The organism is Citrobacter europaeus (assembly GCF_037482245.1).
Taxonomy (GTDB): Bacteria; Pseudomonadota; Gammaproteobacteria; order Enterobacterales; family Enterobacteriaceae; genus Citrobacter; species Citrobacter europaeus.
The window spans coordinates 3,946,088-3,960,641 of sequence record NZ_CP148084.1; the positions used below are offsets into that span (position 1 = coordinate 3,946,088).

Annotated in this window: 11 protein-coding genes; 7 read left to right on the forward strand and 4 right to left on the reverse strand. The window is 54.4% G+C overall.

All coding sequences use genetic code 11. The features are described from left to right. Nucleotides 1-8: 8 nt before the first annotated feature. Complete coding sequence (locus WHR59_RS18570; protein WP_231125754.1) at nucleotides 9-1,646, reverse strand: ShlB/FhaC/HecB family hemolysin secretion/activation protein; 1,638 nt, start codon at nucleotides 1,644-1,646, stop codon at nucleotides 9-11. 307 nt (nucleotides 1,647-1,953) lie between these two features. Here WHR59_RS18570 and WHR59_RS18575 point away from each other — a divergent pair, with 307 nt between their 5' ends. After that, nucleotides 1,954-2,730: an MBL fold metallo-hydrolase gene (locus WHR59_RS18575; protein WP_338843362.1), complete on the forward strand. Its 777-nt coding sequence runs from the start codon at nucleotides 1,954-1,956 to the stop codon at nucleotides 2,728-2,730. Nucleotides 2,731-2,749: 19 nt separating this feature from the next. Further along, nucleotides 2,750-3,700, forward strand: coding sequence for a GlxA family transcriptional regulator (locus tag WHR59_RS18580; RefSeq protein WP_338843363.1), 951 nt, complete (start codon nucleotides 2,750-2,752; stop codon nucleotides 3,698-3,700). On the opposite strand, the gene WHR59_RS18585 is transcribed toward WHR59_RS18580, so the two are convergent. After that, nucleotides 3,697-4,305 (reverse strand): class I SAM-dependent DNA methyltransferase, encoded by a 609-nt coding sequence (locus WHR59_RS18585; protein ID WP_200007611.1) that lies wholly within the window; start codon nucleotides 4,303-4,305, stop codon nucleotides 3,697-3,699. The genes WHR59_RS18580 and WHR59_RS18585 overlap by 4 nt on opposite strands. A gap of 164 nt (nucleotides 4,306-4,469) precedes the next feature. Here WHR59_RS18585 and WHR59_RS18590 point away from each other — a divergent pair, with 164 nt between their 5' ends. The 5 genes from WHR59_RS18590 (at nucleotide 4,470) to WHR59_RS18610 (ending at nucleotide 11,129) form a co-directional block, all read left to right on the forward strand. After that, a complete protein-coding gene (locus tag WHR59_RS18590) occupies nucleotides 4,470-5,552 on the forward strand; it encodes a LacI family DNA-binding transcriptional regulator (RefSeq protein WP_199994274.1) in 1,083 nt (360 codons plus the stop codon). 121 nt (nucleotides 5,553-5,673) lie between these two features. Continuing rightward, nucleotides 5,674-8,751 (forward strand): beta-galactosidase, encoded by a 3,078-nt coding sequence (locus tag WHR59_RS18595; RefSeq protein ID WP_338843364.1) that lies wholly within the window; start codon nucleotides 5,674-5,676, stop codon nucleotides 8,749-8,751. 57 nt (nucleotides 8,752-8,808) lie between these two features. After that, on the forward strand, nucleotides 8,809-10,062 hold the full coding sequence (locus WHR59_RS18600; protein ID WP_043015335.1) for an MFS transporter: 1,254 nt from the start codon (nucleotides 8,809-8,811) through the stop codon (nucleotides 10,060-10,062). Nucleotides 10,063-10,091: 29 nt separating this feature from the next. After that, nucleotides 10,092-10,703: a galactoside O-acetyltransferase gene (lacA, locus tag WHR59_RS18605; RefSeq protein WP_338843365.1), complete on the forward strand. Its 612-nt coding sequence runs from the start codon at nucleotides 10,092-10,094 to the stop codon at nucleotides 10,701-10,703. Nucleotides 10,704-10,856: 153 nt separating this feature from the next. After that, complete coding sequence (locus WHR59_RS18610) at nucleotides 10,857-11,129, forward strand: YceK/YidQ family lipoprotein (protein ID WP_338843366.1); 273 nt, start codon at nucleotides 10,857-10,859, stop codon at nucleotides 11,127-11,129. 44 nt (nucleotides 11,130-11,173) lie between these two features. Here the strand turns inward: WHR59_RS18610 and prpE are convergent, their stop codons facing one another. Together prpE and WHR59_RS18620 are read right to left on the reverse strand one after the other, a co-directional pair. Then, nucleotides 11,174-13,060 (reverse strand): propionate--CoA ligase, encoded by a 1,887-nt coding sequence (prpE, locus tag WHR59_RS18615; RefSeq protein WP_338843367.1) that lies wholly within the window; start codon nucleotides 13,058-13,060, stop codon nucleotides 11,174-11,176. A gap of 39 nt (nucleotides 13,061-13,099) precedes the next feature. Beyond that, nucleotides 13,100-14,551, reverse strand: coding sequence for a bifunctional 2-methylcitrate dehydratase/aconitate hydratase (locus WHR59_RS18620; RefSeq protein WP_087051668.1), 1,452 nt, complete (start codon nucleotides 14,549-14,551; stop codon nucleotides 13,100-13,102). Nucleotides 14,552-14,554: the final 3 nt, after the last annotated feature.

Genomic DNA, 14,554 nt, shown 5'->3' on the forward strand with positions numbered 1-14,554 from the left:
CTTGTTCCTTAAAATGCCACCGCAACGCGGTAATACACATTGAGATGATCCGGGGCCAGCCAGTCCGGATAGTTAACTGGCGTTCCTACGGTAAACTGAGTGGAAAACCAGCGACCTGAACTGGTTAATCCCAGCGCAGCCCCCCACAACGTGCCGGAGGCATACCTGTCAACGCTATCCTGTTTCAGCCAGCCGCCGTCGAATGCCGCCATCGCGCCAATCTGTCCGAATACCGGCAGCGTAAACAGCGAATAATTCACTTCGTTGCGCCAGTAGCCGCCGTTATCTCCAGAAATGTATTGTTCTTTAAAACCGCGAACGGAGGTTTCTCCGCCCAGCGTCAGGCGTTCACTGCCGTAGAGTCGGTCCACAGACCATTGAAAATAGACGCTGCTAAGCCACCACAGTTTTTCTGCCAACGGGCGCTGAAAACTGCCATTGACGCTCCATTTGCGAAATTCCGCCCTTGGCACATCCCCCTGTTTATCGTTGTCATCCTCTGCGCCAAACCACGGCACGCCCTGGGTGAATGAAGGGTTAAACGTCGCAACGCCAGAAGCAATTTTTTGCGTATGGTTGATGCCCAGCGAAACGCTGGAAAGCTTGCGGCTACTGGTTTCCAGCAGGACATCATTCAATCTGTTACGGTTAATTCGATGCGTGAGACCCAGCGATGCAGCGGTCTTGACATCACCATTGCGAAACAAAACCCAGGATCCGTTTAACCGATGGGTTTCGCTATCACCAGTGGAACGCCAGGCATAACCATTGTTATCAATAGTGCTGAGGTAGTTACTCCAGCTGTAGCTGTAATCAAGCAGTCCGTAGCCATAAGGAATACTCACACCGGCTGCAAAGTTCTGCGCATCTTTGCTACTGGAAAAATCGCTGCTGCGTCCGCCGCTGATAAACCATTTATCTGCCAGGCCGAGCATATTATTGAAAAATAATGCACCACTGAGTTGCCCGGTTCCGGTGCTCTTTTGCCCGCTGTTATCAAAACTTACTGAACCATTGAGTGGAAATTCTGGCGTGGCGGTGAGGTTAACTATTGAGAACCCTTGCTGACTGCCCGGCAAAATTTCAATTTCCACCGGCGTCTGGCGAACGCGGTTCAACTGCTCCATCCCCTGTTCAATGTCACGCAGATTGAGAATTTTTCCTTCCATTCCGGGAAAGGTCATCAGCAGAGTGCGCGATGGGACGCCTTCCAGACGTATTTGCTGCAATTTCCCCTCAAGCACCGCGATATGCAGCACCCCGGATGAGAGATCCTGTTCGGTTAAAAAGGCACGACTGGTGATATAGCCTCGACTGATATACCAGTCGGAAATTGCATTTGTCAGTTCCGTCAGCCGGGGAATATCCAGGCATTGATTCACCCACGGCGCGATAAGCTTTGCCGAGGCAGCGGCGGACAACTTCGTTGCGCCGTCAATATCAATGCGCGAAATCATAAAACACGGCCCTTCAGCCCGGGCTGGTGTTTTCGGCGTTACGGTTTCAGGCAACGTAACGCTACGCTCCAGCTCTTCACGCTGACGCTGGTTTTCATTAAGTAGCTGCTGCTGTTGCTGCTGAATGGTATTACGATCCGCAGGAGAGAGTGGTGCGGCAGAAGCAGTTGTGAACGGCAAAATTAACATCCCAATCAGTAATGCCAACTTTCTTTCATCCCTGAACGTCACCCCAACCCCCAAAAAAGTACGAAAGCGAACTTGACTGCAAAGCACAGCCGACTGTTTTAAAAAAGCACAAAATGTAAACAAAAGTAAAGACATTAAGTGCTTTTTCACTTCACTCCTATTGCATTTTAGGATTTTTTATATTTTTAAAATAAATTATTCTTATTCTGTTGGCCCAATCCCATCGCTAGTCGCCCATTTGCCCACATTCATCTTCTGGACAACACTCTACGATGACACCACTGACCCAACACGTGGAGTAAATACCATGAACATCACACAAATTCGTAACGCCACACAGCGCATCACCTTTGGTGGAATGACTTTTCTGATCGATCCGATGCTGGCAGCGAAAGGCGCGTATCCGGGTTTTGCCGGAACGGCACGCGCGGAGATCCGCAACCCAACCGTCGATCTGCCCGTTGATATCGCAACCCTGCTCAACGTCGACGCGCTGATCGTGACCCATCTGCATGAAGATCACTGGGATGAGGTCGCAGCTCGCGTCGTGCCGAAAGACAAACCTATTTATGTGCAAAACGATTACGATGCGCAGGTGCTGCGCGAGCAGGGTTTTACACAAGTGAACGTACTGGCGCAGAACACCATGATCGGCGATATCACCCTGCGTAAAACCGGCGGTCAACACGGTTCGGATCGCGCCTACGCTATCCCGCAAATGGCTGAGCGTCTGGGTGATGCCTGCGGGGTTATCTTCCAGCATCCGGCGGAAAAAACGCTGTATCTGGTTGGGGACACCATCTGGCGCGACGAGGTGGAAAACAATATGCGGACGTTCCAGCCAGACGTGGTTATTTTGAACGCAGGTTTTGCCCACGTTATCGGGTTTGGCCCAATCATCATGGGCGCGGAAGATGTACTCAAAACCCACTTCACGCTACCCGAAGCACAAATTGTGGCGACCCATATGGAGGCGATTAACCACTGTCTGCTGACCCGCGCGGCACTGCAAGAGTACGCCCGCGATAACCAGATTGCGCAATTTGTTAACGTGCCGGAAGATGGCGAAACCCTGACGTTTTAAAAACCCACAGAGGAACCGTATGCAACCGCTTAACGTCGCCATTGTTGCCGTGGAAGATTTCAGCCCGTTTCACTTCTCGGTGCCGTGTATTATTTTCAGTGACAAAGTGGCGGCGAAAAAGCGTTTTGAGGTGCAATTGTGCGCCGAACAGCCGGGGATCGTTTCTTCACAGGATGGCTTCTCCATTACCGCCGCTTACGGCTATGAAGCGGTTGAGGCCGCCGACATCGTGGTGATCCCCTGGTGGGGTACCACCGCGCATCGTCCACCACAAAGCCTGCTGGATGCGCTCAACCACGCACGACAAAACGGCGCACAGATTGTCGGGCTATGTCTGGGCGCGTTTGTCCTCGGCTATGCCGGTCTGCTGGATGGCAAACGGGCGGCTACGCACTGGGAGTTCGAGCAGGATTTTCAGGCGCGCTTTCCGGCGGCCCGTCTGGATATCAACGCGCTGTACGTGGATGACGACGGCATTATTACCTCGGCAGGCACCGCCGCCGCGCTGGATTGCTGTCTGTATGTCATCCGTCAGCGCTTTGGCAGCACGGTAGCGAATCAGATTGCCCGACGGATGATTGTGCCGCCACATCGCGAGGGCGGCCAGGCACAGTTTATCGAACAACCGGTGGCAAAAAATACCAAAGATCAGCGCATCAACGTCCTGCTCGACTATTTGCGCCTGCATCTCCACGAACCGCATAATCTTGACGAGTTGGCGCAGCGGGTGATGATGAGTCGTCGCACACTCACCCGCCATTTTATGAAGGCCACCGGGTCAAGCGTGGCCGAATGGTTGATTGCCGAGCGCCTGCGTCGTAGTCAGACGTTGCTGGAGTCCAGCCAGTTACCCGTTGAACGTATCGCCGAACAGGTTGGTTTTCAGTCGCCCGTCACCTGGCGCCAACATTTTAAATCCCATTTTGGCGTTAGCCCGGCTGAATGGCGTAAAACCTTTCGCGGCGATTAGCCTCTTTTTTGCGCCAGCCAGATGGTATGTCCGGCGCACTGCGGATCTTCCATCATCATCTCGACCACCGCAAAGCCATGCGCTGACAGCAATGCGCGGTATTCGTCCGGCGCGAGGCTGGCGTGAAACAGCGGCTCGCCCTCAAATTGCCCCATGGCAATGCCGTTGTCCGTACCGCTGGTAAACATCAGCGCGCTACCGGGATGGCTGAGGCGGTCAAAGATCGGGAACATCTTTTGCTGGTCCTGCTGGGTTAGATGGAAAAAGCTGTCCCAGGCGATCAGGCCGCCGAACGTCTCGTTAAGCACCAGCTCGCGCATATCTTGCTCCAGCCAGCGCTGTGCGGGAAATGAGTGCCGGGCGCGGGCCAGCATCGCCTGAGAACCATCAATGCCCGTAAGCTGAAAGCCTTGCTGGATAAAATAACCGGCAATCGGCTGACCGTTGCCGCAGCCAATATCCACAATGCTGCCCTGCCCGCCCATCACGGTGATGAACTTATCCAGCCAGCTTTTCTCGAACAGGGCGCGTGAGCGCTGACTGGCAAAGGCATCCGCATGGCGTCGGTAGATGGACAGAATATTATTTGCCGCAGAATCGCTCACAATGTCCTCACTTTTTTATTCTGTTAAGCACAACGACGATAAATCCTCCAGCACACGAGGCGCAACCCTGGAATGCGCCTCGCAGAACCCATGCGCAAATCCCCCAAAACCGTCCCGCTGTGGCATCATAGCGCGCAGATAACGTCATGAAAGGGGTGATAAACGTGAAACCGGTAACGCTATACGATGTGGCAGACCATGCAGGAGTCTCTTACCAGACCGTCTCGCGCGTCGTGAATCAGGCCAGCCACGTTTCCGCAAAAACCCGACAGAAAGTTGAGGCCGCGATGGCGGAGCTCAATTACATCCCTAACCGCGTCGCACAACAGTTGGCGGGAAAACAGACGCCGCTGATTGGCGTCGTGACGGCGAACCTTGCCCTGCATGCCCCGTCGCAAATCGTTGCCGCCATAAAATCCCGCGCCGACCAGTCGGGTGCCAGCGTGGTGATCGCCATGGTCGAGCGCAGCGGCGTTGAGGCATGTAAAGCCGCGGTGCATAACCTGCTTTCTCAACGCGTAACCGGGCTTATCATCAACTATCCACTGGATGAAGAAGACGCCATTGCCGTGGCTGCCGCCTGCGGTACGGTGCCGGTGCTGTTTCTTGATGTCTCTGACCAGACGCCAATTAACAGCGTGATTTTCTCCCATGACGACGGCGCGCGCCTCGGCGTTGAGCATCTGGTGCAGCACGGACATCAACGGATCGCCCTGCTGAGCGGGCCGCACACTTCGGTTTCGGCAAGGCTTCGGCATGCGGGGTGGCACAAATATCTGGCGCACTACCAGCTGCAACCCACCGCGGAGCTGGAAGGCGACTGGAGCGCGATGTCTGGTTTTCAGCAAACGCTGCATATGCTTAATGACGGTAACCTCCCCACCGCCATGCTGGTCGCGAACGATCAGATGGCGCTGGGCGCGATGCGGGCAATCAGCGAGTTTGGTCTGCGGGTGGCGGTGGATATCTCAGTGATCGGCTACGATGACACTGAGGACAGCGCCTGCTACATTCCACCGCTGACCACCATCAGGCAAGATTTTCCGTTATTGGGTGAAACCAGCGTCGACAGGCTTCTGCAACTTCCCCGTGGCGAATCGAGCGTGGGCAACCAACTGCTGCCCGTAACCCTGGTTAAGCGCAAAACGGTTCTGCCACCCGATACCCAAACCACCTCTCCCCAGGCGCTGGCAGATTCACTGATCCAGCTGGCACGGCAAGTTTCTCAGCTCACACCAAAATTGTGAACGCATAACAATTGTGTGAGTCAGTTCACTCATTGAACGCCCTATCCTTTACAGTTGGGATCGCTTATTCGTATTTTGATTGAAATTGTGAGCGAATAACAAATTCAAACAGGATACCGTTATGAACCTGAACACTGATTCACTCTCCGCTGTTCTGAAACGTCGCGACTGGGAAAATCCCGGCGTCTCGCAGCTCAACCGTCTGGAGGCGCACCCGCCGTTCTGTAGCTGGCGCTCAGCGGATGATGCGCGTACTAATCAGCGCTCGACTCAGTTACGTTCGCTGAATGGCCAGTGGCAATTCGCCTGGTTTCCCGCGCCGGAAGCAGTGCCGGAAAGCTGGCTGACAAGCGATCTGCCACAGGCTGACACTATCAACGTTCCCTCTAACTGGCAGATGGACGGTTACGATGCGCCAATTTATACCAACGTCACCTACCCAATCCCGGTTAATCCTCCGTACGTTCCGGCACAGAACCCGACAGGATGTTACTCGCTCACATTCAATATTGAAGACGCGTGGTTAGATGAAGGTCAGACACGCATTATTTTTGACGGCGTCAATTCCGCGTTTCATCTGTGGTGCAACGGCCGCTGGGTCGGCTACGGTCAGGATAGCCGCCTGCCATCGGAGTTCGATCTTAGCAATTATCTGTTACGCGGCGAAAATCGTCTGGCCGTGATGGTGCTGCGCTGGAGCGACGGCAGTTATCTGGAAGACCAGGACATGTGGCGCATGAGCGGGATCTTTCGCGACGTATCTTTGCTGCATAAGCCCACTGTGCAAATCTGCGACCTGCGTATTAACACCCATTTTAACGACGACTTCAGCCGCGCCGTACTGGAGGCGGAAGTCAGAGTGGCGGGCAACGCGAGCGAAGAGTTACGCGTCACCCTGCAATTGTGGGAAAGTGAAACGCTCACTCACGAAACGACCTCCCCACTCGGCAGCGAGATTATTGATGAACGCGGCGCTTATCATGACCGGGTTACCCTGCGTATGAACGTCGAAAAGCCGGCGCTGTGGAGTGCCGAAACCCCCAATCTGTACCGCGGCGTTGTGCAGTTACGCACCGCGGGCGGAGTGCTGATTGAAGCGGAAGCCTGTGACGTCGGCTTTCGTCAGGTTGGTATTGAAAACGGCCTGCTGTTACTTAACGGTAAGCCGCTGTTGATTCGCGGCACCAACCGTCATGAGCACCATCCGGTCAACGGCCAGGTGATGGACGAGGCGACGATGGTGCAGGATATTCTGCTGATGAAGCAGAATAACTTTAACGCCGTGCGCTGCTCCCATTACCCGAACCATCCGTTGTGGTACACCCTGTGCGATCGCTACGGTCTGTATGTCGTCGACGAAGCCAACATTGAAACCCATGGCATGGTGCCGATGAACCGCCTCACCGACGATCCCGCCTGGCTGCCTGCCATGAGCCAGCGCGTCACGCGCATGGTACAACGCGATCGCAACCATCCGAGCATTATCATCTGGTCACTGGGCAATGAATCCGGCCATGGCGTCAATCACGACGCACTCTACCGCTGGATAAAATCAGCAGACCCGTCACGCCCGGTACAATATGAAGGCGGCGGCGCAAATACCGCGGCGACCGACATTATTTGCCCGATGTACGCCCGCGTAGATCAGGATCAGCCCTTCCCCGCAGTCCCCAAATGGTCGATTAAAAAGTGGCTGTCGATGCCCGGCGAGCAGCGTCCGCTGATCCTCTGCGAATACGCCCACGCCATGGGCAACAGTTTTGGCGGCTTCGCCAAATACTGGCAAGCGTTCCGTCAGTATCCGCGCCTGCAGGGCGGGTTTGTCTGGGACTGGGTGGATCAGTCGTTGATTAAATATGATGATAACGGCAAGGCATGGTCAGCCTACGGTGGCGACTTTGGCGACACACCTAACGATCGTCAGTTTTGCATGAACGGACTGGTATTCGCCGATCGCACTCCGCATCCGGCGTTATACGAGGCCAAACATGAACAGCAGTTCTTCCAGTTCACGTTACTGCCGGGCGCTGAACGCCAGATTGAAGTGACCAGCGAATATCTGTTCCGCCGCAGCGATAACGAAGTTCTGCACTGGTCGATAGCTCAGGACGGCAATCCGCTGGGCGCCGGAGAAATCGTTCTGGATATCGCCCCACAGGGCCGCCAGGTGATTACCCTGCCTGATGTCCCGATGCCGGAAACCGCTGGCCAGCTGTGGTTGACGGTGCGCGTAGAACAACCTCAGGCAACCGCGTGGTCAGACGCCGGGCATATCAGCGCCTGGCAGCAGTGGAAGCTGGAAGAAAAACTCAGCCTGGCACGGCTACCAACTCACTGTTTCGCGCCACAGCTTAACGTTAGCGAAAACATCTTTACCGTTGAGAACGATAACAAGCGCTGGCAATTCGACCGTCAGTCTGGCCTGCTGACACAGTACTGGATTGGCGATAAAGCCCAACTGTTAACCCCACTGACCGACCAGTTCACCCGCGCGCCGCTGGATAACGATATCGGCGTGAGCGAATCAACCCGCATCGACCCTAATGCCTGGATTGAACGCTGGAAGGCTGCCGGTCATTATCAGGTCGAAGCAACGTTACTGCACTGTGCTGCCGACACGCTGAGCAATGCGGTACTGATCGCCACCGAACATGCGTGGCAGTATCAGGGTGAAACGCTGTTCGTCAGCCGAAAAAGCTACCGCATCGACGGCAAGGGTGAAATGCAAATAACGGTGGATGTCGACGTTGCCAGCGGTACGCCGCATCCGGCACGTATCGGCCTGAGCTGCCAACTGTCGCAGGTCGCAGAGCGAGTGAACTGGTTAGGTCTCGGTCCGCATGAGAACTACCCGGATCGCCTGAGTGCCGCCTGTTTCGATCGCTGGGATCTGTCGCTAGATGAGATGTACACCCCGTATGTTTTCCCGGGCGAAAACGGTTTGCGCTGCGGCACGCGTGAACTGCACTACGGCGCGCACCAGTGGCGCGGAGACTTCCTGTTCAACATCAGCCGCTTTAGCCAGCAGCAACTGATGGAAACCAGCCACCGCCATCTGCTGCAACCTGAGGCGGGCACCTGGCTCAATATTGATGGCTTCCATATGGGCGTCGGCGGCGATGATTCGTGGAGTCCTTCCGTGTCGCCGGAATTTCAGCTGAGCGCCGGACGTTATCACTACCAGGTTATCTGGGGTTAAACATAATAATAATGGGCAGGTTATGACCTGCCCTTATTTTTCCTGAGGAAGTCTGTTATGTATTATTTAAAAAACACTAACTTTTGGATGTTCGGCTTTTTCTTCTTCTTTTACTTTTTCATTATGGGTGCCTATTTCCCCTTCTTCCCTATCTGGTTACACGATGTAAATCAGATCAGTAAAGGTGACACCGGGATAATCTTCGCCTGTATTTCACTGTTTTCGTTATTATTCCAGCCAATTTTCGGACTGCTTTCCGATAAGCTTGGCCTGCGTAAACACCTGCTGTGGGTCATTACCGGAATGCTGGTAATGTTTGCCCCGTTCTTTATTTACGTTTTTGGCCCGTTATTACAGGTTAATATTTTACTGGGTTCGATTGTCGGCGGGATTTATCTTGGCTTTATTTACAATGCCGGCGCTCCGGCGATTGAAGCCTATATTGAAAAGGCCAGCCGCCGAAGCAACTTTGAATTTGGTCGCGCGCGCATGTTTGGCTGCGTGGGCTGGGCGCTGTGCGCCTCAATTGCCGGAATTATGTTCACCATCAATAACCAGTTTGTCTTCTGGTTAGGTTCTGGCTGTGCGGTCATTCTGGCATTGCTGCTGCTCTTTTCAAAAACAGATGCCCCCTCTTCAGCAAAAGTCGCGGATGCGGTAGGTGCCAACAACTCGGCATTCAGCCTGAAGCTGGCGCTGGAATTATTCAAACAACCGAAACTCTGGTTCCTCTCCCTGTACGTGGTCGGCGTTTCCTGCACTTATGACGTATTTGACCAGCAGTTCGCCAACTTCTTTACCTCATTCTTTGCCACCGGCGAACAGGGTACCCGCGTGTTTGGCTACGTCACGACGATGGGGGAATTGCTCAACGCCTCGATCATGTTCTTTGCGCCGCTGATTGTGAACCGCATCGGCGGAAAGAACGCCCTGCTGCTGGCCGGTACGATCATGTCGGTGCGGATCATTGGTTCATCATTTGCCACCACTGCGCTGGAGGTCGTGATCCTCAAAACGCTGCATATGTTCGAGATACCGTTCCTGATTGTCGGTTGCTTCAAATACATCACCAGTCAGTTTGAAGTGCGTTTCTCGGCCACGATTTACCTGGTGTGTTTCTGCTTCTTCAAACAGTTAGCCATGATTTTCATGTCAGTTCTGGCCGGAAAAATGTATGAAAGCATTGGTTTCCAGGGGGCGTATCTGGTGCTGGGGATCATTGCGCTGAGCTTCACGCTAATTTCCGTATTCACCCTTAGCGGGCCGGGACCGTTTTCCCGCGTTTTCACTCCAGCAAGTAAACAAGCCTGAAGACCAATGACACAGAGGGAATATCTTCGATGAGCATGTCGATAAGAGACCGAATAAAAGCAGGCAAGCTGTTTACCGATATGGGCGAGGGACTGCCGCAGGAGAGACTGCGCGGAAAAGAGTTAATGTATGAATTTAACCATACGCGTCCATCGGAGGTTGAAAAGAGGGAAAGACTGATTCGTGAAATGTTTGCCACCGTGGGAGAGAATGCGTGGATCGAGCCCCCCATTTATTTCTCCTACGGCAGCAATATTCACATTGGCAAAAATTTCTATGCCAATTTTAACTTTACCATTGTGGATGATTACACGGTCACCATTGGCGATAACGTTTTAATTGCGCCAAACGTCACGATCACGGTAACGGGTCACCCTGTTCACAACGAATTAAGGAAATCCGGAGAGATGTTTTCCTTTCCGGTCACCCTCGGCAATAACGTATGGATTGGCAGTAACGTAGTCATCAACCCGGGCATAACGATTGGCGATAATTCCGTTATTGGCGCGGGGAGCGTGGTCACAAACAACATTCCGCCAGATGTCGTAGCCGTGGGGGTTCCTTGCCGGGTAATAAGAAACATTAACGAACGAGATAGAGAGTACTATTACCAAAATTATAAAGTGGATCCGTCAATTTAAACCGTCATGCCGGATACACCACTCACGTGGTTTATCCGGCCTACGATGTGCAATCCTCACATGATGTACCCTGACCTGGTAATTTAAGTTCCGAGGACAACCAGCCGCTTTTTTACCGTTATGATAAAACGGGGCGAGAAGCCAGGTCATAGCATGAGCAAAAAGACGGTTGCGGTAATGGCGCTCTTTATCAGCGTATTACTTTCAGGATGCGGCAGCATTGATGCACGCACGGCAGGTGAGGATTCAGCTACGTATTACGTGGGTATGCACCATGATATTGATAAACTAAAAAACCCGGGCGCTTACGATTATAACTATTTCGATTTAGCACTGTTATTTGTTGATGTGCCGTTATCGTTCGTGGCCGATACGCTTTATGCACCGTTTGATTACTATCACGGACCGTATAAGAAAGCGGATTAAAACGCAGGCCCGGTAAGCATTGCGCCACCGGGCATAACACGACGCTACTCCTCGATCGCCTGACGGATTTGCTGTAACGACGAGGGATCGTCAATGGTCGTCAGATCGCCAGGATCGCGGCCTTCGCAGATCGCCTGAATCGTTCGTCTGAGCATTTTGCCGGAGCGTGTTTTCGGCAGTTGCGATACAAACCAGACGTGCGCCGGACGGCCAAAGTTACCAATTTGACTGTCCACCAGCGCCATAATCGCCTTCTCTTCCGAATGAGCAATGTCGCGGTCTTCCAGGCTGTCACTCTGTTTCGGAATGACAAACGCGACCGCCACCTGCCCTTTCAGCGCGTCTTTCACGCCGACTACCGCCACTTCGGCGACGTTTGGATAGCTGGAAATGCTTTCCTCTATCTCGCGCGTCCCCAGCCGGTGCCCGGCCACGTTGATGACGTCATCTGTCCGACCAAGAATAAAGTAATAGCCGTCCGCGTCACGAATCCCCCAGTCAAAGGTGGCGTACACCTGGCGGGAAAACAGCGACCAGTAAGTATTTACAAACCGCGCGTCATCCCCCCAGATGGTCTGAATACAGCCCGGCGGCAGTGGCCCTTCAATCACCAGCATCCCCTTCTCGTTCGCCGCGCAAGGTTCACCGGTCACCTCATTGAGCAACTGCACGTTATAGCCATACATCGGCACGCCAGGACTGCCCAACCGCGACGGTCTGTCGTCCAGCCCGCGGGCGATCGCCATAATCGGCCAGCCGGATTCGGTCTGCCAGTAGTTGTCGATAACCGGGACGCCCAGCGTTTCCGTGACCCAACTGGCGGTCGGCTCGTCCAGCGGCTCACCCGCCAGATACAGCACTTCCAGCGAGGAAAGATCGTGATTACGGATTTGCGCGGTCGGGAATTTCTTCAGTACGCGAATGGCGGTCGGGGCCGAGAACATCCGGCTGACCTGATATTTCTCAACAATTTTCCACCATACTCCGCAGTCCGGATACGTTGGCAGCCCTTCGTAAACCACCGTCGCCATCCCCGCCAACAGCGGAGCGTACACGATATAGGAATGTCCAACCACCCAGCCGATGTCCGACGCGCAGAAGAACACGCCGCCTGCTTTACCGCCGAAAATGGTGTCCATCGAGGTCGCCAGTGCGACCGCATAGCCGCCAACGTCGCGCTGGACGCCTTTCGGTTTGCCGGTTGTCCCGGAGGTGTAGAGAATGCAGGACGTTTCGTTTGATTCCAGCCAGACAACTGGCACCCGCGCCCCGAGATGCTGTTGGCGAAGGGCGGCAAAGTCAAGGTCACGCCCCTCGACCCGCGCCATTTTCGCCAGACCGCGATCGACCAATACCACATGACGCGGCTGGTGCTTCGCCTGATCGATCGCATCATCGAGCAGCTTTTTATACGGCAGGATCTTGCCGCCGCGCGCCCCGGCATCCGCCGAAACGATAACCATCGGTCGGGCGTCGTCGATGCGCGCCGCCACGCTGTGCGAGGCGAAACCACCGAACACCACCGAATGGATCGCCCCAATGCGCGCGCAGGCCAGCAGCGTAATGTGCGCCTCGGCGATCATCGGCATATAAACCAATACTCGATCGCCGCGCTGTACGCCCAGCGACATCAGTATCGCCGCTGCGACGTTCACTTCGTCATACAGCTGACGAAAGGTAAACGTGCGTTCTTCTTCGGTTTCTGATGACACCGCAATCAGCGCCAGCGCCTCGGGCTGTTTGTCCAGCCAGCGATCGATGGCGTTATGGCACAGATTGGTCGTGCCGCCGCAAAACCAGCGGGCAAACGGCGGGTTGCTGTGATCCAGTACCTGTGTATACGGCTGCTGCCAGTCAATACGCTGGGCCTGCTCGGCCCAGAACGACTCCGGCTGCGTAATCGAACGTTGATAAAACTCGCTATAAGACATAATGCTCTCCTGTTGAACTTACGCCTGATGAGTCGGGTTTCAGATAACAAATAAATCCATATACTCATTGACCGGCATCTGCTCCAGGCGAGTTCTGTCCAGGGAGACATCCAGGATGCGCTGCTGCTGACGGGTCGGAAACTGACGCGCCAGGTTGATTTTGAACTTCTCGACCAGCTTCGGCATGCCGTCGTTACGACGGCGCGCGTGGCCGATTGGGTATTCCACTACCACTTCTTCAAAACGTGAACCGTCGGTGAATTCCAGGGTGATGGCGTTGGCGATGGCGCGTTTTTCCGGGTCGTGATAATCGGCAGTAAACGCCGGATCTTCAAAGCAGGTGATCTTCTCGCGCAGGGCATCAATGCGTTTGTCCTGCGCCACGCCGTCTTCATAATCTGCCGCCGTTAAACGTCCGAACAGCAGCGGAACGGCAACCATATACTGGATACAATGGTCACGATCTGCGGGGTTATCGAGCGGACCTTTTTTATCGATGATGCGGATACAGGCTTCGTGCGTACGAATGGTCACTTTTTCGATATCCGCCGCCGTTTTACCTGCGGCCTGCAGTTGCTCGTATAGCGTCATTGCCGCTTCTACCGCAGTCTGCGAGTGGAACTCGGCCGGGAAGGAGATTTTAAACAGCACGTTTTCCATTACGTAAGAACCGTACGGGCGCTGGAAGCGGAACGACTCACCTTTAAAAGAGACGTCATAAAAGCCCCAGGTTTTCGCCGTCAGTGCGGACGGGTATCCCATCTCACCGGTTTTCGCCATCAGCGCCAGACGTACTGCACGCGAGGTGGCATCGCCTGCCGCCCAGGATTTACGCGTGCCGGTATTTGGCGCATGACGATAGGTACGCAGCGCCTGGCCGTCGACCCATGCCAGCGACACGGCGTTAAGAATTTCATCCCGGCTCAGGCCAAGCATCTCGGCAACCACCGCCGTCGAGGCCACTTTGACCAACAGGACGTGATCGAGACCTACGCGGTTAAAAGAGTTTTCCAGCGCGATACAGCCCTGAATTTCATGGGCTTTAATCATTCCGGTTAACACTTTTTTCATGGTTAACGGCGCTTTCCCCACCGCCACCGCATTGCGCGACAGCCAGTCAGCCGTAGCCAGAATACCGCCGAGGTTATCGGAAGGATGGCCCCATTCCGCGGCCAGCCAGGTGTCGTTAAAGTCCAGCCAACGGATCATCGCACCGATATTAAACGCCGCCTGCACCGGGTCAAGCTGGAACTGGGTGCCCGGAACTCGCACGCCGTTCGGCACCACAGTCCCGGGGACGACCGGCCCCAGCAGTTTTTTACAGGCCGGATATTCCAGCGCTTCCAGGCCGCAGCCTAAGGTATCCAGCAGGCAATAATGCGCGGTGTCATACGCCACCTTCGAGGTGATTTCGTAGTTCATGACGTAATCAACGATATCAACGATTTCACGGTCAAATTCCGGGCGGACGTTCGAAATATGTGCAGACATAGG

Bases quoted from the DNA above. Each gene is read 5' to 3' on its own strand.
- WHR59_RS18570 (WP_231125754.1), bottom strand. From the start codon at position 1,646: ATGTTAATTTTGCCGTTCACAACTGCTTCTGCCGCACCACTCTCTCCT.
- WHR59_RS18575 (WP_338843362.1), top strand. From the start codon at position 1,954: ATGAACATCACACAAATTCGTAACGCCACACAGCGCATCACCTTTGGT.
- WHR59_RS18580 (WP_338843363.1), top strand. From the start codon at position 2,750: ATGCAACCGCTTAACGTCGCCATTGTTGCCGTGGAAGATTTCAGCCCG.
- WHR59_RS18595 (WP_338843364.1), top strand. From the start codon at position 5,674: ATGAACCTGAACACTGATTCACTCTCCGCTGTTCTGAAACGTCGCGAC.
- WHR59_RS18600 (WP_043015335.1), top strand. From the start codon at position 8,809: ATGTATTATTTAAAAAACACTAACTTTTGGATGTTCGGCTTTTTCTTC.
- lacA (WP_338843365.1), top strand. From the start codon at position 10,092: ATGAGCATGTCGATAAGAGACCGAATAAAAGCAGGCAAGCTGTTTACC.
- WHR59_RS18610 (WP_338843366.1), top strand. From the start codon at position 10,857: ATGAGCAAAAAGACGGTTGCGGTAATGGCGCTCTTTATCAGCGTATTA.
- prpE (WP_338843367.1), bottom strand. From the start codon at position 13,060: ATGTCTTATAGCGAGTTTTATCAACGTTCGATTACGCAGCCGGAGTCG.
- WHR59_RS18620 (WP_087051668.1), bottom strand. From the start codon at position 14,551: ATGTCTGCACATATTTCGAACGTCCGCCCGGAATTTGACCGTGAAATC.